At 62.0% G+C, this 20,935-nt stretch carries 17 protein-coding genes; 12 read left to right on the forward strand and 5 right to left on the reverse strand.

The window, feature by feature from the left end:
- The first annotated feature begins 5 nt into the window (after nucleotides 1-5).
- The gene (locus HJB89_RS12790; RefSeq protein ID WP_311044372.1) at nucleotides 6-635 is read left to right on the forward strand and encodes a dienelactone hydrolase family protein; all 630 of its coding nucleotides are present in this window, start codon (nucleotides 6-8) and stop codon (nucleotides 633-635) included.
- A 131-nt stretch (nucleotides 636-766) separates the two neighbouring features.
- Here the strand turns inward: HJB89_RS12790 and HJB89_RS12795 are convergent, their stop codons facing one another.
- Nucleotides 767-1,684 (reverse strand): LysR family transcriptional regulator, encoded by a 918-nt coding sequence (locus HJB89_RS12795; protein ID WP_207580927.1) that lies wholly within the window; start codon nucleotides 1,682-1,684, stop codon nucleotides 767-769.
- Between the two features lie 98 nt (nucleotides 1,685-1,782).
- Between HJB89_RS12795 and HJB89_RS12800 the strand changes: the two genes are divergently transcribed.
- The 8 genes from HJB89_RS12800 to HJB89_RS12835 all read left to right on the forward strand — a co-directional run bounded on the left by HJB89_RS12800 (nucleotide 1,783) and on the right by HJB89_RS12835 (nucleotide 12,341).
- Entirely contained in the window at nucleotides 1,783-2,574 is a 792-nt protein-coding gene (locus HJB89_RS12800) for an SDR family NAD(P)-dependent oxidoreductase (protein WP_221133149.1), read from the forward strand.
- A 178-nt stretch (nucleotides 2,575-2,752) separates the two neighbouring features.
- Nucleotides 2,753-3,796, forward strand: a complete 1,044-nt coding sequence (locus tag HJB89_RS12805) for an AraC family transcriptional regulator (protein WP_221116765.1) — start codon at nucleotides 2,753-2,755, stop codon at nucleotides 3,794-3,796.
- Between the two features lie 176 nt (nucleotides 3,797-3,972).
- Entirely contained in the window at nucleotides 3,973-5,217 is a 1,245-nt protein-coding gene (locus tag HJB89_RS12810; protein ID WP_207580925.1) for an efflux RND transporter periplasmic adaptor subunit, read from the forward strand.
- 234 nt (nucleotides 5,218-5,451) lie between these two features.
- Nucleotides 5,452-6,150, forward strand: a complete 699-nt coding sequence (locus HJB89_RS12815; RefSeq protein ID WP_221149982.1) for an ABC transporter ATP-binding protein — start codon at nucleotides 5,452-5,454, stop codon at nucleotides 6,148-6,150.
- The gene (locus HJB89_RS12820) at nucleotides 6,147-7,286 is read left to right on the forward strand and encodes an FtsX-like permease family protein (RefSeq protein ID WP_221116766.1); all 1,140 of its coding nucleotides are present in this window, start codon (nucleotides 6,147-6,149) and stop codon (nucleotides 7,284-7,286) included. Before HJB89_RS12815 ends, HJB89_RS12820 begins: the two co-directional genes overlap by 4 nt.
- Before the next feature lie 4 nt (nucleotides 7,287-7,290).
- Nucleotides 7,291-8,499 carry an ABC transporter permease gene (locus tag HJB89_RS12825; protein WP_221116767.1) on the forward strand — a complete coding sequence of 403 codons (1,209 nt, stop codon included), beginning with the start codon at nucleotides 7,291-7,293 and terminating at the stop codon, nucleotides 8,497-8,499.
- A 309-nt stretch (nucleotides 8,500-8,808) separates the two neighbouring features.
- Nucleotides 8,809-10,296, forward strand: a complete 1,488-nt coding sequence (locus HJB89_RS12830) for a right-handed parallel beta-helix repeat-containing protein (RefSeq protein WP_207580921.1) — start codon at nucleotides 8,809-8,811, stop codon at nucleotides 10,294-10,296.
- Between the two features lie 554 nt (nucleotides 10,297-10,850).
- Nucleotides 10,851-12,341 carry a right-handed parallel beta-helix repeat-containing protein gene (locus HJB89_RS12835; protein ID WP_207580920.1) on the forward strand — a complete coding sequence of 497 codons (1,491 nt, stop codon included), beginning with the start codon at nucleotides 10,851-10,853 and terminating at the stop codon, nucleotides 12,339-12,341.
- Between the two features lie 21 nt (nucleotides 12,342-12,362).
- On the opposite strand, the gene HJB89_RS12840 is transcribed toward HJB89_RS12835, so the two are convergent.
- Both HJB89_RS12840 and HJB89_RS12845 read right to left on the reverse strand, forming a co-directional pair.
- The gene (locus tag HJB89_RS12840; protein ID WP_221150015.1) at nucleotides 12,363-12,644 is read right to left on the reverse strand and encodes a nodulation protein; all 282 of its coding nucleotides are present in this window, start codon (nucleotides 12,642-12,644) and stop codon (nucleotides 12,363-12,365) included.
- Between the two features lie 191 nt (nucleotides 12,645-12,835).
- Nucleotides 12,836-13,612, reverse strand: coding sequence for a protocatechuate 3,4-dioxygenase (locus tag HJB89_RS12845; protein ID WP_207580919.1), 777 nt, complete (start codon nucleotides 13,610-13,612; stop codon nucleotides 12,836-12,838).
- A gap of 75 nt (nucleotides 13,613-13,687) precedes the next feature.
- Here HJB89_RS12845 and HJB89_RS12850 point away from each other — a divergent pair, with 75 nt between their 5' ends.
- Both HJB89_RS12850 and HJB89_RS12855 read left to right on the forward strand, forming a co-directional pair.
- Nucleotides 13,688-13,924: a hypothetical protein gene (locus tag HJB89_RS12850; RefSeq protein ID WP_207580918.1), complete on the forward strand. Its 237-nt coding sequence runs from the start codon at nucleotides 13,688-13,690 to the stop codon at nucleotides 13,922-13,924.
- A 15-nt stretch (nucleotides 13,925-13,939) separates the two neighbouring features.
- The gene (locus tag HJB89_RS12855) at nucleotides 13,940-15,520 is read left to right on the forward strand and encodes a Na+/H+ antiporter (RefSeq protein WP_221149984.1); all 1,581 of its coding nucleotides are present in this window, start codon (nucleotides 13,940-13,942) and stop codon (nucleotides 15,518-15,520) included.
- 68 nt (nucleotides 15,521-15,588) lie between these two features.
- On the opposite strand, the gene HJB89_RS12860 is transcribed toward HJB89_RS12855, so the two are convergent.
- Nucleotides 15,589-17,490, reverse strand: a complete 1,902-nt coding sequence (locus tag HJB89_RS12860) for a potassium transporter Kup (protein WP_221116770.1) — start codon at nucleotides 17,488-17,490, stop codon at nucleotides 15,589-15,591.
- 638 nt (nucleotides 17,491-18,128) lie between these two features.
- Between HJB89_RS12860 and HJB89_RS12865 the strand changes: the two genes are divergently transcribed.
- On the forward strand, nucleotides 18,129-18,551 hold the full coding sequence (locus HJB89_RS12865; RefSeq protein ID WP_207580916.1) for a TIGR02594 family protein: 423 nt from the start codon (nucleotides 18,129-18,131) through the stop codon (nucleotides 18,549-18,551).
- Between the two features lie 174 nt (nucleotides 18,552-18,725).
- Here the strand turns inward: HJB89_RS12865 and HJB89_RS12870 are convergent, their stop codons facing one another.
- Complete coding sequence (locus tag HJB89_RS12870) at nucleotides 18,726-20,141, reverse strand: aspartate aminotransferase family protein (protein WP_207580915.1); 1,416 nt, start codon at nucleotides 20,139-20,141, stop codon at nucleotides 18,726-18,728.
- Between the last annotated feature and the right edge of the window lie 794 nt (nucleotides 20,142-20,935).

The raw sequence follows: 20,935 nt of genomic DNA on the forward strand, positions 1-20,935 counted from the left end.
CGGTCATCGGTTCCGAATTTTTATCGAATAGACTATTTCAACCGGAAGCAATTATGGCCGAGATTTTGCTGTTCCACCACGCACAAGGGCTGACCCCTGGAGTGCGCGCCTTCGCCGACGAGATCAGGGCAGCCGGCCACATCGTGCACACGCCTGATCTGTTCGACGGACGCATATTCCACAGCATCGAGGAGGGGCTTGCCCATATTGGCGAGATCGGCTTCGACAACATCAGGGAGCGCGGCGTCCGGGTCGCCGACCAACTGCCTCCCGAACTGGTCTATGCCGGGTTCTCCTTCGGGGTGCTGCCGGCGCAGAAGCTGGCACAAACACGGCGGGGCGCCCGCGGGGCCCTGCTTTTTTACTCCTGCCTGCCGATCAGCGGCGAATGGGCTTTTGGACCTTGGCCGGACGGCGTTGCGGTGCAGATCCATGGTATGGACAACGATCCGATCTTTGTCGGCGAGGGTGACGTCGACGCCGCCCGCGAGATCGTGGCGAAGGTCGAGGACGCAGAGCTTTTCCTCTATCCCGGCGATCAGCACTATTTCGCCGACAGTTCGCTGCCATCCTATGACGCGGATGCGACTGCGCTCCTCACCACCCGCGTGCTTGAGTTCCTGCATCGCCTCTGATCCTGGCGTCGGCCCTGTCGTAGGTGTGACCTCCGGGAGGTCAGACATCTTCGTCGGCGCACGCATGGAGAGGCGATGCTCGGGCGATTGAACGGCCCCATCCCGGCGTCACCCTGTCGCTCATCGAGCAATCAATCCGCATGCAGCAGCGGCGAGGCCTTCAGCGTCCCGACGATGTGGTCGATGAAGGCGCGAACGCGATGGGGGATGGGGCCACCGGCAACGTGGACGGCGTGAATCAGTTCCAAGTCTCCCGGGTTGCAATCCTCCAGCAAGGCGACAAGGCTTCCCTCGGCAATTTCGGCCGCAACGTGGAACCGGCCGAGACGGGCGATGCCAGCGCCGGCAAGCGCCATCTGCTTCATCGTCTCGCCGTTGTTGACCACAAGGCTTCCCGACACCGGCTGTTCGATATCCTTGCCGTCGCAGCGGAAGGGCCATGACGGCCGGGCGCGGCGGAAGCTGAAGGTCAGGCAGTCGTGATGTTCGAGATCGGCCGGGATCTGCGGCCGCGTCTTCAGCGCAAGGTAGGATGGCGAGGCGCAGACGACGCGCCGGGACTGGCCGAGCTTGCGGGCGATCAGGCCGCTATCCGGAAGGTTTCCCATGCGAATGGCAACGTCGGTCTTCTCAGCGACCAGATCGACGATGCCGTCGGTGAGGCTCAGCTCGACGATGAGATCGGGGTTGCGGGCGACGAAATCAGGCATGGCGGGTGCGACGAACATAGTTCCGAGGGGCACGGTGACGCTGACGCGCAGCCGGCCGCGAACAGCGCCGCCCGCCGCTTCCTGATCGGCGTCGTTCAGATCCTGCAGGATTCTGAGTGCGGCGCGATGATAGGCTTCGCCTTCCTCCGTCAACGTCAGGGCGCGCGTGGTGCGCAGCAACAGGCGCGTTCCGAGCCGTGCTTCCAGGCGGGCGATCAGTTTGCTGACGGCGGACGGAGTGATTTCGAGGCTGCGGGCTGCGGCCGAAAAGCCGCCCTCCTGGACCACGCGGGCAAAGACTTCCATCTCGCCTGAACGCTCCATCAGAACGCGCATCATTGAGGAACCTCGTTCACAGGTGCATGTCCATTTCAGGCAATAGTTCTTTGTCTTCTCAGATCATAAATTGGTCCAGAACGCAATTTGGAGACCTCATGATGGACTTGAAACTGACTGACAGGACTGCACTCGTCACCGGCGGCACCGCCGGCATCGGGCTGGAAATCGCCCGCGCGCTGGCCGCCGAAGGCGCACGTGTTATCATCACCGGCCGCGACCGGAGCAAGCTCGACACTGCCATCGCCGATATCACGGCATCGGGCGCCAAGGGCGTCAGCGGGATTTTGGCCGATGCCGGTACCGGTGAGGGGGTTGCCGAGATCGCCAAGGCGGCACCCTCCATCGATGTCCTGGTCAACAATCTCGGCATCTATGAAAGCAAAGCATTCAACGACATCAGCGATGCCGACTGGAGCCATCTCTTCGAAGTCAATGTGATGAGCGGCGTGCGCCTGTCACGCATCTATTTGCCCGGCATGCTGGAGCGGAACTGGGGCCGGATCATCTTCATCTCGAGCGAATCCGCGCTCGCCATCCCGCAGGATATGATCCATTACGCCACCACCAAGACAGCGCAGCTTTCGATTTCACGTGGATTGGCACAGTTGACGCGCGGCACCAACGTCACCGTCAATTCGGTGCTGCCCGGGCCGACCCGATCCGACGGCATCGAAGCCTTCCTGCGCGGCCAGGCGAGCGATCCTTCCGCGCCCATCAAGCAGATCGAGGCCGAATTCTTCGCAACCGCACGCTCCGCCTCGATCCTGCAGCGCATGGTGGAGGCCGAGGAAGTGGCAAGCCTGGTCGCTTATCTCGCGAGCCCCCGTTCGTCTGCTACCAATGGCGCGGCGCTCCGGGCCGAAGGCGGCCTCGTCAACACCATCGCATAAGGGATGGTGTGACCGATACACTGCTGACGATCACCGCCGTCACCTTTGCCGAACGGAGCAAGGAGGCGGCCGTGGCCGCGGCCGGATTGCTGACGAGCACAGGATGAGCGCGGAGAGGCGGAGCCAAAAATCCCTACCTAAAACGTGATGGAGGTCGCTTCGGGCGAGGATCTCGGCAATGATGACCATCTATTCGCCACGATCCTATCAGGCCATGCTGTTTATTCCGCTTCCCTTCGCCGTTGCCCTTCTGCTGCTTGTCCTCTTCGTTACCGTCCTCAGGCAGGACGAGGAGGCTGCGCCGAACCGGCCGTTTCTGGCGCTTATCCTGCTCGCCGCGCTGCAATCCGTGCTCTCCGGCTTGCGCTGGGGCTATGGGGTGCAGACGGTGGGGATGGTCGCGCCGGTGATCGCGGCGATAGTGCCGCCGCTCGCCTATGCCGGGGTTTCCCGGCTGGTCCGGACGAGCCGGCGGCCGCTGCCGGTGCGGATTGCGCTGCATGCCGTGCCCGCCGTCGTTATCCTGCTTCTGACGGCTTTCTGGCGGGATGCGATCGATATCGCGCTGGTGCTTGTTTTCGTCGGTTATGCCCTGGTCATCCTGCTTCTGATGCGCCCTGGCGCAGATGCGCTGCGGCTGGCGCCCTTCGAAGGGGCGGTGCCGGCCTATCGGGCGATCATCTTTACGGCCGCCGCCCTGTGTCTCTCGGCCGCGGTCGATACCTTCGTCTTCCTCGACCTTACCTCGGCACACAGCGAGCGCGCGCTGACGCTGATCAGTATAGGAAATCTCGCCGTCCTCGTCATCCTCGGTATCGCGGCCGCCGTCGCCAGCCGAAGCCGGGCGCCTGCCGAGACGGTGGAGACAGCCCTGCGGCCGGAGACGAGCGAGGATAAGGAGACGATCGCTGCGGTCGATGCGCTGATGGAGGCAAGGAAACTCTATCGCGACGCCAATCTCAATCTCGACCGGCTGGCCCGCAAGGCCGGCATCCCGGCGCGGCAGATTTCGGCGGCGATCAACCGGGCAATGGACAAGAACGTCTCGCAATATGTCAACGACTACAGGATCGGCGAGGCCTGCCGGCTGCTCGCCGCCACCGAGAAACCGGTGACCGAGGTAATGTTCGAGGTCGGCTTCCAGACCAAATCCAATTTCAACCGCGAATTCCGCCGGGTGACTGATATGACGCCGCTGGCATGGCGGCAGCGGAAGGGGTGAGAGGATGTTCAGCCTGAGCCGACGAGTTCCAGGCCGCCTCTAGGGAAGCGATGGCGGCTGCCGGTGAGCCGACCGCGACCTCTCTCCGCCCTCATCCTGAGGCGCCCCGCAGGGGCCGCGAAGGACGAGGCCGGCCACTCCCACGTACACAATCGCGATCGAGGACTCCCTGGATCGTGTTCCAGGTCGCGATTTCTGCCGGGTCGGCGATGTTTGCCGGCATGAACACCACATCCGAACATGACCGAGACCTTGCCGCCAAGCTCAGATCGCTTTCGATCGAGCCCGCGGCCTTCGAGACAGAGCCGCCGAAGCCTCATGCCCGGCGGCGCACGACCCCTGGCGCAATGCTCGTCATTGCGGCGGCGGCATCGCTGGCGGCGGTTCTTTCCAATGGATCCGAGGCGCTGCAGCGAATCGAGACCGCGCTTGCGGGGTTTTCGGGCAGCGACCTTGGGATATCCGCCGATGGGGTGGAGGCGCCAGCCAGGCGCGGTGCCGCCGTTGAGGGGGTACGGACTCCGATCGAGGATGGAGCGAAGGGCACGACTGCTTCGACCCGGGAAATCACCGGCTCCGGTTATGTCACCGCACTCGTTATCACCACCGTTTTTTCCAAATATGAGGGCCGGATTGTCGCGGTCGGGGTGGAGGCGGGCGATAGCGTCGTCGCGGGGCAGGTGCTGGTGCGGCTCGACGATGCCGGCGCGGGCTTTTCGCTTCGGGGCGTGGAGATTGCCGGGCGGGCGGCGGCATTGGCACTTGATGCGAGGAATATCGAACTAGCGCAGGCGCGGTCGTCGCTTGCGCGCGCAGGGCGGCTCGCCCGACGTGATGCGATGTCGGCGCAGGCGCTGGAGGAGGCGGGGACAGCTGTCGACCGGGCCGAGAATGCAGCCCAGCAGGCAAGACAGGATGTCAAAAAAGCGGAACTCGAGATCGACAAGGCGCGTGAGCAGGTGGAGGCGCTGACTGTGCGTGCGCCGATCTCCGGCACTGTCACGCGGCTCGACGCGCATGTCGGCGACACGGTGCTGTCGCGCGAGGACAGCGTGCGGGAGGATGAAAGCCTGCTCGTCATTACCGATATGGCGAGCCTGGTCATCGATGCCGATGTGGCCGAAGCCAATATCGCGCTGATGCGGCCGGGCTTGTCAGGCGAGGCGGTGCTCGACGGCTTTCCCGGCCAGCCCTTTGAGGTCGAGGTGTCGAAGATCGCGCCTGTCATTTCGCGGGAGAAGGGGACGGTGACGCTGCGCCTGTCGCTGGCGTCTCCGCCGCCAGGCATGCGGCCTGCCATGGCTGCGCTCATCCGGCTGGTGGTGGGTGAGGGGGCGGATGTGGGTGCGTCGGCGGGTGGTGCCCATCACTCGCCCCCGTCCTTCGAGGCTCCGGCCTTTGGCCTGCGCACCTCAGGATGAGGGCTGATTGGGGTGCCGGCGGGGCTCCGCCTTCGGCCTCAGTGCCGCAGAATGAGGGCGGGTTGGCGTGCCGTCTGGCCGGGGATGATTGCTGTGCTGGGTAGCTGCGGCTTGCGGCGCGGCAAACCGCGACTTCTCTCCGACCTCATCCTGAGGTGCCCCACAGGGGCCTCAAAGGACGAGGGCGGCCACCGGTTACCGGCCACGGATCAACGAAGCACCAAGGAGCAGAGCATGACCGACATTCAAGACCCATATATCGCGCTTGCCGGCGTCAAGAAGGCGTTCAGGATCGGGGCGAAGACCATACCGATCTTCTCGGGGCTCGACCTTTCCATTCCGCGCGGCGATTTCGTTGCGGTGATGGGGCCGTCGGGTTCGGGGAAATCGACGCTGCTGAATTTGCTTGGCGGCATCGACAGCCCCGATGCCGGCGAGATCCGCATCGGGCGCAGCCATCTCGAGCAGATGGGCGAGGGTGCAAGAGCCGCCTGGCGGGCGCACAGCATGGGCATCGTCTTCCAATTCTACAATCTGCTGCCGATGCTGAATGCGGCGGAGAATATCGAGCTGCCGCTGCTGCTCAAGCCGCTGGGGCGCAAGGAGCGGCGGGCGCGCGTCGATACGGTCATGGATCTCGTCGGGCTTACCGGGCGGCAGCCGCAGTTTCCGTCGAGTATGTCGGGCGGGCAGCAGCAGCGCGTCGGCATTGCGCGCGCCATCGTCTCCGATCCCGATCTCATTCTCTGCGACGAGCCGACCGGCGATCTCGACCGGAAATCGGCGAATGATATCCTCGAGATGCTGGGCCTCCTCAATCGCGAGCTTCGGAAGACCATCATCATGGTCACGCATGATCCCGAGGCCGCCGCCTTTGCCCGGCGCACGCTGCATCTCAACAAGGGCGAATTCGTCGAGGGGGAAAGCCGATGACCTTCGTCGAGCTCATGCGGCGCAATGCCTGGCGCAAACGGCTACGCGCCGTTTTGCTGATGTTTTCGGTCGGCATCGCCTTCCTGATCTACGGGCTGACGGCGAGTTTCGTCACCGGCAGCCAGAGCGCGGCCGGCGCCAGCGACAATCTGCTCGGCGTCTTCAACAAATCAGGCCGGGGGCTGCCGCTGCCTTTTGCTTATCTCAACCGAATCGCCGCGGAGGGTGATGTCGCGGCCGTCGCCTATACGGCGCGCATGCGAGGCTTCGTCGAGGTCGAGAAGAATGTCGTGGCCGTCAGCGCGGTCGATCCGCAGGCGATTGCCGCCGCCAATGGCGCCGAACTCGGGTTGACGCCAGAGCTGATCGCGGCGCTGGAAGAGGGTCGCGACCGGGTGCTCGTCGGCAGGGCATTGGCTGAGGCGCAGGGCTGGTCGGTCGGCCAGCGCATCGGCGTCACCAGCCAGATCATGAAGGCCGACGGCAGCCGGAACTGGAGCTTCACCATATCAGGCATCTTCGAGGGTTCCGATGCCGGAACCGACACCTATTTCATGCTCGCCCGCTACGACATGGTCAATGCCGCCCGCGCGCGCGACAAGGATACGGTCGACGCCTTCGTGGTGCGCCCGCGCGAAGGTGTCGCCTCAGGCCCGCTGGCGGCGCGCATCGATGCGCTCTTTACCAATTCGGCGGCGCAGACCCGGACGCAATCGGAAAAGCAGTTCCTCGAGGCCTTTCTGCGGCAGTTTGCCGATGTCGGGCTGATCGTCAGCCTCGTCGTCGGCGCCGCCTTCGTGACGATCCTGATGATATCGGTCAACACCATGCTCTTCGCCATCAGGGAGCGCCGCTTCGAGATCGGCGTGATGAAGGTGCTCGGCTTTTCTCGCGGGGCGATCATGGCGCTCATTCTCGGCGAGACGCTGTTCATCTTCGCCGTCGGTGGCGCCGGTGGGCTCCTCCTCGCCAAGCTCGCAACTTTCTCCATCGGGCCGGAATTCGGCCTCGTCTTCAGCTTTGAGGTACTGCTCAAGTCCGCCGCGATCATTGTGGGGCTTGGCTTGCTGACCGGGCTGTTGCCGGCCCTGAACGCCATGCGCCTGCCAATCGTCAACGCCTTCAGAACGAGATAATCCAATGTCATCAGCGCTCAAGCAGACCTTTCTCATGATCAGAGTCAACCTCGGAAGCCTGCCGCGGCGGCTGTGGATTTCGCTGTCGATGGTGCTGTCGGTCGCCCTCGTGGTCGCTGTTTTGTCAGGCTTTCTGGCGATGGCGCGCGGCTTCGAGGCCGCTCTTGCCGGCGCCGGCTCGCCCGATATCGCCATCATCCTCGGCGGCGGCACCAATCAGGAGACCGGCTCGGACGTGCCGGCCGATGCGATCCGCAGCCTGACTGCCATGAGCGGCGATACCGGGATTGCGCGCGACGGCGCCGGCGGGCTGGCGCTGTCGCGCGAGACCATCGTGCCGATCGATGTAAAGGGGAGCGACGGTGCCGAGCAGACGCTGTCGCTGCGGGGCATGGACCGGGCCGGGATCGATCTCCGGGGCCGCGCCCGGCTTTCGCAAGGGCGGCTGTTTGTATCAGGCGCGCGCGAGATCGTCGTCGGCGCCGGCATCGCAGAGGCTTTCCCCGGCTTTGGCGTCGGCCAGACGGTACGGTTCGGCGCGGTCGACTGGACCGTCGCCGGCCAATTCACCGCCGGCGGCAGCGCCTTCGAATCCGAAATCTGGGCGGATCTGGACGCGGTGCAATCGGCCTTCGACCGACAGGGGCAGGTGCAGAGCCTGCGCGTGAAGCTTGCCGGCGTCGACTCCGCAACAGCGTTGGCGACGCTGCGCCAGCGCCTATCTGATATACCGGGCACGCCGCTCACCGCCATCCCGGAGGCCGATCTCTATGCCGCGCAGGCCGAGCGGACCGAGAGGCTGATCCGCTTGTTTGGCTGGCCAATCGCGCTGCTGATGGCGATCGGCGCGACGGCGGGCGCTTTGAACACGATGATGAACTCGGTCTCCGACCGCGGCGTCGAGATCGCCACGCTGCGCCTGCTCGGGTTTTCCAGCCTGCCGGCCTTCGCCGCCACCTGGTTCGAGGCGGGGCTGCTTTCCGTGGCTGGCGCGGGTTTCGGCATCCTCGCCTCCCGCCTCGCCTTTAACGGCTGGCAGGCGAGCACAATGGGCGCCAACAACACCAAAATGGCGTTCCAACTCGATGTGACGTTTGATGTGATCCTGACTGCCGGCGTGCTGGGGCTTGCGATCGGCATCCTCGGCGGCGCCTTGCCGGCGCTGGCGGCTGCCCGGCTGCCGCTGAGTTCGGCGTTGCGGGCGAGGGGGTAGGAGGCGCCGTGATTGTCACCCGCCCTCGGTCGGCGCGCTTTGCGGCCCAGTCATCACAGAACCGTGCGACGCCGTCGGTTCATGCAATTACCGCGCCGGATATTTTTCGGATAAGTTGCATCTTTCCAATATCTTAGTCGACTGGGGTGTTTGCCTGTGGAAGAAGGCCCGCGAACCTTCTCGCTGCCGCATTGACAACATCTTGTCGCCTTCTTGCCGTGGCCGGTTGCCCCCGCTGCGTCGGATCGACCGATACCGATTCGATTCTCGCGGCTCATAGCGATCCGACCAACAAGGCAACACGGCGATATGACAACCTATTATGTGAATTCAGCAATCGGCTCCAATCAGAACAGCGGAACGAGCGAGAAATCAGCTTTTGCGACTTTATCCAAAGTGGAATCTTTGACGCTGAAAGCCGGCGACAGCGTGCTTCTCGCCAAGGGCAGCGTGTTCAACGAGCAGTTCGATATCAAAAATTCCGGCAGCGCGAGCGCGCCGATCAAGATCGGCAGTTACGGGACGGGGGACGCACCTGTCATCCATAGCGGCGGTGACGGTATCCACAGTCTTTATGCGTCGAACATTGTCATCGAGAACCTTAAGATATCGAACACGGGCGGTGCGGCCATTTATGGCGGCGATGTCACGAACTGGACGGTCCGCAATGTCGAGATCGCCAAGTCGGGAATGTCGGAAAACGCCGGTGCCGTCACCTTCAGGAACAGCAAGAACGTCACGATCGAAGACAGCAAGATATCGGATGTCAAAGGCGACGGCTTCTGGATCGAAAAAGTCAGCGGCGTCAAACTTCTCAACAATACCGTCACCAGCGCCAATGGCTCGACGGCCGATGCCGTGCAGGTCAACGACAGCAGCAATATTCTGATCAAGGGCAATCATCTCGACCAGACTGATGCCAGCAGCCCGAAGGGGGTGATCGCGCTGGTGCGGGCCACGGATGCGGTGGTCGAGAATAATACGCTCACCGGGGGTGGCTTCGGCATCAGTGCGCCCGCGGGCAAGAATGTCGCCATCCGCGACAACGACATATCCGGATTTCACGGTTACAGCTGGTCTTTCGCCGTTGGTCTCGGCGATCAGGGTAGTGCGCGAGATTACGACATATCGGGCAACCATATTCACGACGGCGCCTGGGGAGTGGCCGTCAGCGGCGCCATCGGCACCAGCTATACCCTCACGAATATCAAGGTCCACGACAATGTCTTCGACGACCTCACGCAGTCAGCGCTGAAAGTAGACCGGCCGGCATCGGGCACGTTCTACAACAATACCATCGAGAGCGGGGTCAATGCCACCAGCCTGTCGCCCGCCGTCGTTGACGCGCACACCTTTTCCGTCAGTAACAACCATACGGTCGCAAATGTCGAGACGGCGCTTGCAAGCACGAATACCAAGGCTGCCGCAGTGACGGACGCGGCCGCGGATCCGGCGATTGCCGCTGTTCATGATAACCTGAAGATCCTGACCGATACGGGCGCCGCCCATCATGGCAATCTTCTCGAAAACGACAGTTCGGACAACGGCACCCTGGTGCTTCGCCGCTTCGGAGACGAAAGCGTGGGCAAGCACGGACTGACTCTGACCGGGGACTATGGTTCCATCCACGTGGACAGAGAGGGCAACTATGCCTACACGCTCGATGACACGAAGCTCCCCGACCATAGCGGACATGTGAGCGAGTCCTTCAGTTATGGTGTCGACGATGGAACCTCGCATCATAGCGACGCGGATACGCTGACTGTCTTCATCCATACGGATGGCTTGCTGAGCTGAGGGTAGGGGACGGCCTTTCGCCGCCCTCACCCTGACGTGCCCCGAAGGGGCCTCGCAGGGCGAGGGCGGCCACCCCCAGTGCTATCGAATATTTCAGATGGAGTTAGGGGCGCTCAGCCACCCCGCCCTCGTCCTTCGAAGCTTCGCCCCGCTGGCTACGTGCCTCAAGCATGAGAGCTGACCGGTGTGCCTTCTAAATGGTGCACCGATTGGTAAGCCACACCTTCTCTTCGGCCTCATCCTGATGGGGCCTGGGCTCCGAGGACGAGGGCGACCACCGAAGAGAACTGGTCTGCTGGGTACCTCGCCTGACCGTCAATAAAAGGTAGGTTACCGTTCATTCACCTTTCGGTCGTTATTTTATATATTGTTTACGTTTAAGTTGTATTATTGAGGATGCAGCCACCGCCAGGCTTCTCGGGAGCAAGGCAGGCCAAAGGCCTGTCTATCGCCGTATGGCATAGAAGGCCCTCCAACCTTTCGCCCCGACCGCATCCGATCCACTCGTCGCCGCTCATCCAGAGGGCTGCGCGACAATGCGAGAACAAGGCGATATGACAGTCTATTATGTGAACTCGGCAACAGGGGCCAATAGCAACAGCGGAACGAGCGAGGACACGCCTTTTGCGTCCTTCTGGGCGGTGGAAAATCTGAAGCTACAGCCCGGCGACAGTGTGCTGCTCGCTGCCGGTAGCGTGTACAACGACCAGCTCGACCTCAAATATTCCGGCACCGTCAGCGCCCCGATCACCATCGGCAGCTACGGGGTCGGCGATGCGCCCGTCATCCACAGTCCCGGCGACGGCATTCACAGCCTCTATGCCTCCAATATCGTCATCGAGAACATCAAGATTTCGGATACCGGCGGTGCAGCCATCTATGGCGGCAGTGTTTCGAACTGGACGGTGCGCAATGTCGAGGTCGATCACACCGGCTTGGCAGGCAAGGCCGGTTCCGTCACCTTCCGAACCGGCTCGAACATCACCATCGAAAACAGCACGATCAACGACGTGAACGGCGACGGCATCTGGATCGAGAAGATCAACGGCGTCACCCTCATCAACAATACCGTCACCAACGCCCATGGAACTGCGGCAGACGCCGTGCAGATGAACGACAGCAGCAACATCCTGATCAGCGGCAATGTTCTCGACCAGACGGGTGCCATCAGCACAAAGGGCGTGCTGGCGCTCATCAGGCCTGTGAATGCCCTAATCGAGGATAACACGCTGGTTGGCGGCGGCTTCGGGGTGAGCGCTCAGGCGGGCACGAATATTGCCATCCATGACAACGACATTTCAGGATATGGCGGTTACAGCTGGTCCTACGCCATCGGTCTCGGCGACCAGGGCGATACGCGGGATTATGATATCTCGGGCAATTATATCCATGACGGCGTATGGGGCGTGGCGGTCAGCGCTGCCGGCACCACCAGTTATATTCGTGAAGATATCGATATCCATAACAACGTCTTCGACGACCTGTCGCAGGCAGCGCTGAAGGTCGACAGACCTGCATCCGGCGCCTTCCACGATAATGTCATCGCAAGCGACGTTACGCCCTACAGCATATCGCCGGCAATCATCGCGGCGAACACCTTTCCGGTCAGCAACAACACGACGCTCGACGAGGCCCAGGCGACGCTTTTCGCTCACGATAGTCTCACTGCGGCAGATACGACGCACGTGGACGCGGCCCCGGCGATTGTCGCAACCCATGACAGCCTGAAAATCTCAGCCGACACGGATGGCGCCCATCATGGCAATCTCCTTGAAAACGACAGCTCGGCCAATGGGACCCTGCTGCTTCGCCGCTTCGGGGGCGAGGTCGTCGGCAAGGATGGCCTGACGCTGACCGGCCAATACGGCAGCATCCATGTCGACGATCACGGCGACTATAGCTACACGCTCGACACGACGAAGCTTGCCGGGCTTAGCGGAAACGTGAGCGAGACTTTCCTCTATAAGATCTCCGATGGGGTCGCGCATCATTTCGACACGGATACGCTGAGCATTTCCATCCATGTGGATGGCGTGCTGACGTGACGGGGGATGCCGGCGGCAAACTCATCTGTCGCCGAGCAGGATCCCGGTGACGTCGATTTCGATTTCCGCGCAGATGATCTCGTATTCGGTAATGATCGCCGGATCGGCCGACATATCCTTGCGCATGCGATCGAGGACGGCGCAGGCCTCGCCATAGGCTCCGCACAGTTCGTAAAGATGGGGCTGGCTCGCCGCGGCCGCTCGGATCGTTGCCCTCGTCGCGGGCAGCCTCATCATCAGCCTGGCCAGCCCCTGTTCGGCGACCTGCCGGGTGATGTGTGCTACACCTTCATTCCTGACCATGCCATCGACCCTCGCTGCCTGTATTCTGCTGTCGAGAGTTAGTACGAAGGAATGCTGCATCTGGTTTCATGCCGGATGCGGAATTAGATTAGCGCCGCGTGTCTTCCGCTGAGCCCGGCATTGCGCGCCAGAATTGGAAAGGCACTTGGTCAACCGCTGGCGATTGGCGGCTTTCTCCCTGGGTTGTCCGCTCAGGAGGAGAGGCCGATCGTGATGGTGGCGGAAAGCACGCCGCCGTCGAGCTTCTCGAAATCGAACATGTGATCGGCGGCATCCTCTGGGATAAGGCCGTCGGCTTCAGTGCGGGTATCGCGGGGAGGGCGTCCAAGATAGTCCGGATGTTCGCCATAAATGATGTCGCTCAGCGTATCGTCGAAATAGATTTGGCTGACGAGAAGCTCCTTGCCTTCGACCAGGATGCGGCAGTGAACATGCGGCGTGCGGCCCTTGTACCATCCGGGATAGGCCGTCAGGAAGCTTGCCTGCCCCTCAGCATCCGTCAGTTGGCGCCCGCGAAAGGCGAGCCCGCCGACCGCCTCGGCGTCGCCGAGCGTACACATGTCGGCCGCCTCGCGGCCGGAATAGACGCCGCGATGATCGGTATGCCAGATCTCGATATCGGCATTTTCGACCGGGCGGCAATCGGCGGCATGGACGATGCGCACGGCCAGCCGCAACGGCAGCCCCGCCTTTCCTTCCGAGACGTCCTGACGGGCCGGAATATTGTTGACATGGCAGGGGCCAAGGGTCTGGGCGGTGGTCACGATGCAATTCGGACGGCTGCGGAAGAGCGGCGCAGGCAACTTTTCCAATGCGACCGACTTTGTGCCGCCGCTCAGGAAATCCGTTCCCTTCCAGTCGAATGTCCTGGCGGCAACGGTGATATGCCGCCGTGGCCAGATGGCTGCCGCAGCCACGGTTGAAGCGACAATAGTCGCACCTCCAAGCACGAGGGTTCGCCTTTTCATATGTCTTCCTTTCTTGAAGACGCAGCGTGTAAGGAGGATGCGCAGGAAGTTCCAATTAAATCCAGACAATGATTGATGGCAACCTGGGCCGAAGTCTCCAATCTTGCCATCAACGAGCTCCCGCTGCGTCTTATAGGCTTGCCAGATATCCTCCTTGGTCGGCCGCTGATGGCAGAGGCGGAAATTATCTTCGGCCGCATCTGGACCAAAACAGCCATTTCCGATCTTGCAACCTTTACAGCGCGGCGCGTCTTTTCAGATGCGCAACGTCGCTGTAACTCTTTGGAGCAGGCATCCGACATTCGTTGCTGAGCCAGGGCAGGGCACATGGAACCAACCCACTTATTCGAGCTTGTTATCGCGATGTTTCTGGCGATCATCGCGCTGCACTATGCTGCCCACAGGCTCGGACTGCCGCCGTCCGTCGCGCTGCTGACCGGGGGCGCTTTGCTGGCCTTTGTGCCGGGGCTGCCGGCGATATCAGTCGATCCCGAGCTGGTGCTGGTCATCTTCCTGCCGCCGCTGCTGATGGATGGCGCCTGGTCAATTGCGTTGTCGCGGCTGCGGCGCCATATGATCGGGATCGCCTCGCTTGCCGTCGGCGCGGTACTCTTCACCTGCGCCGTCGTGGCTGTTGTCGTCCATCTTATCTTTCCATCACTTCCCTGGGCCGCCTGCGCGGCATTGGGCGCGATCGTTGCGCCGCCGGACGCGGTTTCAGCGCGCGCCGTGCTGGAGCGCGTAAGATTGCCAAGGCGCCTTCAGATTCTGCTGGAAGGCGAGAGCCTGCTCAACGATGCGAGCGGCTTGGTTCTCTTCCGTTTTGCCGTTGCCGCCGCCGCAACGGGAGCCTTCAGCGCGGGGGAGGCGGTTGGTAACTTCTTCGTGCTGGCGCTCGGCGGCGCCATCGTCGGCATCGTGATCGGAGCGGCGTGGGTCAAACTTATCCGGCATCTCGGCGACGACTATCTTATCATCGCCGCCACCGTGTTGCTCGGCTGGATTTCCTATCTGTTTGGCGAACTGCTGCATGTTTCCGGCGTCATCGCCACCGTTACCACGGGCCTGATCGCTTCCTGGCACCAGCACACTGTATTTTCAGCGGCGACGCGCATGCGAGGCACCTCGTTCTGGACGGTGATGATCTTCCTTATGGAGGCGGCGGTCTTCACACTGATCGGGCTGTCGCTCCGGGATGTCGTCGAACGCGGCGGCGGCTTTAACACTGTGATCGCGACGATGGGACTGCCGATGCTGGCGATCCTCGTGACACTCGTGGTCGCGCGTTTCGCCTGGGTCTTCGCCTCCGATCTCGTCATCAGGTCGTGTGCAGCGCTCGGGTTCACGCGTGCCCGGCCGCTCGGAGCAGGCGGGGCGACCGTTCTGAGCTGGGCAGGCGTGCGCGGGGTGGTCACGCTCGCTTTGGCGCTGAGCCTGCCCGAGGATTTCCCGGGCCGTGACTTCATCCTCGCCACGTCCTTCGCCGGCATTCTCGGAACCGTGCTGGTGCAGGGCACGACATTGGGGCGGGTGATTGCTTGGGCGCGGCTGGCGCCGGAGACGGAAAGAGCGCGCCTGACAATGAGCCAGGCCGAAGCCGCCATGGCACAGGTGCAGCTCGGGATCGTCCAAAACCTGGCATATGACGCAGAGGGAAAGCTCATCCACCCTCAATTGCTGGAGCGCTATCAGCGCAGGGCGACAGCCATCGTCGACTACGCCGAGAGAACCGAGCATTACGTGCCGCTGCTCCATGCTCATTTTGACGTCGTTCTCGAAGCGGTTGCGACAGGGCGACGGGAACTCATTCGTCTCCACCGCGCCGGCGACATCGATGACGAGACGCTGGACGAGCTGGAACGCGATCTCGATCTCGAGGAGCTGAGCGCGATCTCGGCCAAGGCCTGACGTTCAGTGTCTCACGCGTGGAGCTCGCGAAGCGGGCCAACTGTCGGAGCTCTCTTCGCTGCCACGCTCTAGATGGCAACCTGTTCACCGAGCTCGACGACACGGTTCGAGGGCAGGTTGAAATAGTCGGAGGGATCGATCGCCAAGCCTTCCAGCGCCATGAATATGCGCTCCTGCCAGCCGGGCAGTCCGGTGTTCGGCGTCCTGACGAGGTTCCGGCGGCCGAGATAGAAGGAGGTCTTCATGATCTCGAACTTGAACCCTCCCTCCCGGCAGAGGGCGAGCGCTCGGGTGACATCGGGGTCGTCCATGAAGCCGAAGGTGAGATCAAGCCGCACAAAGCGCGGCGAGAGCTGGCTGATCTTAATGCGGCGGCTGTCCGGAACATAAGGTTCGTCTTCGGTCCAGACGCTCAGGATGACGTTCTGTTGGTGGAGCACGTGGTTGTGCTTGAGATTGTGGAGCAGAACATTCGGCGTCCGATCCGGAACGCTGGTCAGGAAAATCGCCGTTCCCGGAACGGTGACCGGCGAATGGTCCGACTTTCGTTCGATCGACCTTATGAAGGAATCGAGCGGGATCTCGTTGTTGGCACGCAGCCGCTTCAGATAGGCCTGCCCTCGGGTCCACGTCCACATCAGGATCATGATCGCCAGCGCAAGGGCGACCGGAACCCAGCCGCCATCGTAGATTTTCAAGAGGTTGGCTGCCAGGAACAGGACTTCGATGAGGAAGAGCGGCAGCAGCACGACGGCGGCGAGCACGAGGGAGTAGCCCCAGACGGCCCGGAGGAACTGGAAGACCAGCATGGTCGAGATGACCATGGTTCCGGTCACCGAGATGCCGTAGGCCGTCGCCAGCGACTCGGAGTCGCGGAAGGAAAAGATCAGCATCAAGACGCCGATCAGCAGGAGAAGATTGACGCTCGGCACGTAGATCTGGCCGGTGTTGGTCTCCGATGTGAACTTGATCCGCAACCGCGGCAGGAAGCCGAGGTGAACCGCCGAGCGGGCCAGTGAAAATGCGCCGGTGATGACAGCCTGGCTGGCGATGATCGTCGCCATCGTCGCAAGCAGAACCACCGGCAGCAAGGCCCAATCGGGATACATTAGAAAGAACGGATTGGCCGCCGTTTCGGGATGGGCGAGAACCAGCGCGCCTTGGCCAAGATAGTTGAGGAGCAATGCCGGAAATACGAGCACGAACCATGCCGTCTGGATCGGGCGGCGGCCGAAATGCCCGAGATCGGCATAGAGCGCTTCGCAGCCGGTGACGGTCAGAAAGACGGCACCGAGCACGATGAGGCCGACGGTGCCGGCATGGGTGAGGAACAGGAATGCATTGATCGGATTGAGCGCCTCCAGGATTGTCCAGTCGTCACCGATATGGATCAGACCGCCCGCCGCCATGGCCAGAAACCACAACACCGTAATCGGCCCGAAAAACATCGAGACGGCAGCCGTTCCCCGCGACTGGACGCCAAACAGAACGATCATGATCGCGGCCGAGGCAAGCGGCACGTATTCGGCAAAGGCCGGTGTGACGAGCTTCAGGCCTTCGAGCGCCGACATGACCGACAGAGCAGGCGTGATCATCGCATCGCCGATGAACAGAGCCGCTCCAATCAGCCCGGCGAAAAAGAGCACCGGCACGTTTCGCCCCATCTTCTTCATCAGCAGGGCGAGAAGCGAAAGCGTGCCGCCTTCGCCATCATTGTCCGCTCTGAGAAGGAAGAGCACATATTTGAAGGTCACAATGATCGTCAGCGTCCAGACCATCAGCGAAATGAGGCCGACGACCTCGGCCTCGTGGACGCCATCGGCGGCAAAGGGCCTCAGCGCCTCACGAAGGGCATAGAGCGGGCTGGTGCCGATATCGCCATATACGACGCCGATCGCGCCGACGACCAACCCGACGAAGCCCTTTCGGCCGGTACCTTCACCCGTTCTGTCTGCATGTGTCGACGTCATGGTTCCCCGCTCATGCCACCTGGCCTTGAACACAAACATATGCCGCATTGCAGAACGGCAAGTAAATTGATGTGGCGTGCGATTTTTTTGTGAGCAGTCAGGACGCCCAAACCGGTGCAACCATACGGTTAACACGCGCGGCGGCTGTCGGTTGTCCTGGGGCATTCATGTCCGTAGCCGGCAGGGGTGATTACCGGCTTTTGCTGGGTGATTGGAGCCATGTGCACTGTATTACTTGGCGCATCTAAAGTATTATTCATAGTTATCTTGAATGTAGCTCGTATAGGTGACAACCAAAATCGCACACTATCGTCAACTCCCTGGCGAATGATCTTGGCGCTCAAGCACTTGCGGGGTGCGGTGCGTCGCCTCTGAATGAACCTCGTTCGGATAGCGGATGTCTAGCCAACTTGCCTGCAAAATATGCGTTCTGCCGGGTTTGCGATGGTCGTGTCCATCCGAGATCGATGGCTTGCACTGGGTGATTTTCGGTCTCGTTTCGGACAAATTCTTGCCGCCAAAATGCCAGTATTAGTTGTTTCTAAATCACGCCATAATTGGCACCTACGTTGCCGCTCCTGATTTATTCTTTGCCACATTTCTGAATTTCAACATTATACAAACAATGGTGGGTAACTATGAAAGTTATTCTCGTCATCGTCCTCACGGTGCTTGCCGTGCCCTGTGAGGCGGACATGCTGGGCACGGCATCCAAGTACAAGAGCATGCACGAACGCTCCATTTCCTTCCTCAGCATCAATCCCCGCAGGGTTTCGTGGTGCGGGGCGTTCCTGGCCTTTGTCGCCAAGCGATCTTTCCGGCAGCCGCCGCCCAATCCCAATATGGCGATATCCTGGAAAAATTTCGGCAGGCCGGTCTTCTTCCGCTCAGCCAGGCGGGGAGACGTGGTGGTGATCCGAAGCGGCCGACGCTTCCATGTCAGCCTGTTCGATCACATCGACCAGCGCCGACAGTACGTCTACCTGTTCGGAGGCAATCAATCCAACCGGGTGCAATTGTCCAGGTATCGCGCCAGTTCGGTCGTCGCAGTGCGACGATGATGCCGGCTTGCAGGCCGAGTGCGCGCGCGTGGCCGGTGGCCGACCTCGTCCTTCGAGGCCCTGCGGGCACCTCAGCAAGGATGAGGTGGGAGAGAGGGTGCGGCTTGTGTCGCCGCGCCGTGCCAGGGGCCAGACTCTGCAAGGCAATGGATTGGCGACGGACGCAATTGCAGGTTAGCGCGGATAGGAATTGCCGCTGACACTCCTGAACGCGGTGATGATGCTCTCCACCGCCAGTTCTGCATGATCCGATGTCGTTTGGAAATTGGTGACGGAGAGGCGCAACACGTCGCGGCCGCGCCATTTGGCGCCGCCGGCGAAGATCATGCCGTCGGCCTGGATCCTTTCGATCGTCTTTCGGGTCAGGGCGTCGCCTTCTTCGGAGGGCAGGTCGGCTCCGAAGCGGATGACGAGCTGGTTCAGCGTCACCTCGTTTAGAATGGCGATGCCGGGCTCGCGAGCAAGCAGATCGGCTGCCAGCCGCGCCGAGGCGCAGCACTGGTCGATGAGGGCGGCCACACCCTCGCGGCCGAGATGTTTCAGCATCGCCCAGGTGGCGAAGCCGCGCGCGCGCCTCGAAAGCTCCGGCACGTAATGGGAGGGATCGCGTTCGCCTTCGCCGGCGAGCGGCAGATAGCTTGCGGCGATCGTCATGGCGCGGCGATGGGCGAGCTCGTTGCGGACGATCGCATAGCCGCAATCATAGGGCGTCTGCAGCCATTTATGGCCGTCGGTCGCCCAGCTGTCGGCCGCTTCGATGCCGCGGCTGAGATGGCTGGTCTTCACTGACGCCTGCGCCCAGAGGCCGAAAGCACTGTCAACGTGCACCCAGGCGCCTTTCGCTTTCAAGAGGGGGATGATGGCGGCGAAGTCGTCGAAGGCGCCGGTATTGATCTGCCCGGCCTGGAGAATGGCGATGACGGGACCGGAGACCGTATCGAGCGTGCCTGTCAGCGCGGCCAGGTCGATCCGCCCCACTGGATCTGTGCGCACGCGCAGCACGCGATCGTGGCCGAGGCCCAGGAATTGCAGCGCCGAGAACACCGTCGTGTGGGCGTCGTCGCCGATCAGCACGGTGATCTCGGGCCCGCCGAACAGGCCATTGGCATCGGCATCCCAGCCGACTTGGCGCAGCACCTCGCCGCGTGCGGCGGCAAGGCAGGTGAAGTTCGCCACGGTCGCGCCCGTCACGAAGCCGACCGAGCTTTCGGCCGGCAGCTTCAGGAGATCGAGAAGCCATCTTGCAGCAACGGTCTCGACGGCGGCCGCGGCCGGAGCGACAGTATGATTTCCGGCATTCTGGCCCCAGGCGCTGGTAAGGAAATCAGCCGCGACACCGACCGGATGCGAGCCGCCGATGACCCAGCCGAAAAAACGCGGGCCGGTCGTCGCGTGCAGGCCGGGCTCGGCGCCATCCGAGAGCTGCCGGATGACATCGAGCATATCGGAACCGGCGGCCGACAGCGGCTCGTCGAAAGCGGCGAGGGAGGCGGCGTAGTCGTGAGTGGGCACATGGCGGGCGGGCGCTGCTTGCCGGAACGCGGCCGCAAGCCGAGCGGCTTCCTGAAACAGAGATGCGATTGCCGACATGCGGATCCCCTTCTGTCGTCGATCCTGAAGGGCCGCCGCTCAAAGCGAACTGCTCTATCAAGGCAGTTTAGCCGATATCGCCGGCGCTGTCGTTGCGCGCCTCGAGGACGCATATTGAGGTTGGCGCACAGTATGCCGAGCGCTCCTGCCCAGGGCACTGCCCGAAATCGTCGTTGCTACGAGTGCGAGAGCTGTAGCCCCGCGAAGTCCGGCACATACAGGAGGATTTGAGTGGCAGCCGCCTTCGGCGCACGTCTCGCCTTTACCGGGATGCTTAAGATAAATCGAGCATAGCGGGAGATGCTTTCTTATTCTCTCCAATAACCACCCTACCATCTGCTGTTCATTTCTGAAATTATTAAACGTATGCTTAAAATCTATTGCATTTTGCCAAGTATCATTCAATAATGTGGAAATATCATTCGCGCCGCTGTCAAGGCCGCTCTGCCAATCAGCGAGGGATATGCATTGAAGTATTTCGTTGTCTACGCGCTGGTGTGCTCTATGGTCGGGATAATTCTTCTCGTCTTCATCCATCAGATTGCACCCTTCAAAATGGACAGACTCAGCGATCAAGCGACCGCCTGGTCAGCCGCTACATCGGCGACCGGGTCAGCCGATACGCCGGCGACTGGGTCAGCCGATCAATCGCCGACCAGGTTAGCCGATCAATTGGCGACTGGGCCGAGCGAACAGCCGGATGAGCTGGTCGTTCGGTCGACGCGCGAACCGGCGACCGACCAACCAGCCGTCCAGCCGCCGGATCAATGGGACCTCCGGCCATCGAACCAACC

The organism is Rhizobium sp. NZLR8, assembly GCF_019685025.1.
Taxonomy (GTDB): domain Bacteria; phylum Pseudomonadota; class Alphaproteobacteria; order Rhizobiales; family Rhizobiaceae; genus Rhizobium.

Bases quoted from the DNA above. Each gene is read 5' to 3' on its own strand.
- HJB89_RS12795 (WP_207580927.1), bottom strand. From the start codon at position 1,684: ATGATGCGCGTTCTGATGGAGCGTTCAGGCGAGATGGAAGTCTTTGCC.
- HJB89_RS12825 (WP_221116767.1), top strand. From the start codon at position 7,291: ATGTCATCAGCGCTCAAGCAGACCTTTCTCATGATCAGAGTCAACCTC.
- HJB89_RS12845 (WP_207580919.1), bottom strand. From the start codon at position 13,612: ATGAAAAGGCGAACCCTCGTGCTTGGAGGTGCGACTATTGTCGCTTCA.
- HJB89_RS12870 (WP_207580915.1), bottom strand. From the start codon at position 20,141: ATGTCGGCAATCGCATCTCTGTTTCAGGAAGCCGCTCGGCTTGCGGCC.
- HJB89_RS12800 (WP_221133149.1), top strand. From the start codon at position 1,783: ATGGACTTGAAACTGACTGACAGGACTGCACTCGTCACCGGCGGCACC.
- HJB89_RS12805 (WP_221116765.1), top strand. From the start codon at position 2,753: ATGATGACCATCTATTCGCCACGATCCTATCAGGCCATGCTGTTTATT.
- HJB89_RS12830 (WP_207580921.1), top strand. From the start codon at position 8,809: ATGACAACCTATTATGTGAATTCAGCAATCGGCTCCAATCAGAACAGC.
- HJB89_RS12850 (WP_207580918.1), top strand. From the start codon at position 13,688: ATGGCAACCTGGGCCGAAGTCTCCAATCTTGCCATCAACGAGCTCCCG.
- HJB89_RS12860 (WP_221116770.1), bottom strand. From the start codon at position 17,490: ATGACGTCGACACATGCAGACAGAACGGGTGAAGGTACCGGCCGAAAG.
- HJB89_RS12815 (WP_221149982.1), top strand. From the start codon at position 5,452: ATGACCGACATTCAAGACCCATATATCGCGCTTGCCGGCGTCAAGAAG.
- HJB89_RS12865 (WP_207580916.1), top strand. From the start codon at position 18,129: ATGAAAGTTATTCTCGTCATCGTCCTCACGGTGCTTGCCGTGCCCTGT.
- HJB89_RS12835 (WP_207580920.1), top strand. From the start codon at position 10,851: ATGACAGTCTATTATGTGAACTCGGCAACAGGGGCCAATAGCAACAGC.
- HJB89_RS12855 (WP_221149984.1), top strand. From the start codon at position 13,940: ATGGAACCAACCCACTTATTCGAGCTTGTTATCGCGATGTTTCTGGCG.
- HJB89_RS12820 (WP_221116766.1), top strand. From the start codon at position 6,147: ATGACCTTCGTCGAGCTCATGCGGCGCAATGCCTGGCGCAAACGGCTA.
- HJB89_RS12840 (WP_221150015.1), bottom strand. From the start codon at position 12,644: ATGGTCAGGAATGAAGGTGTAGCACACATCACCCGGCAGGTCGCCGAA.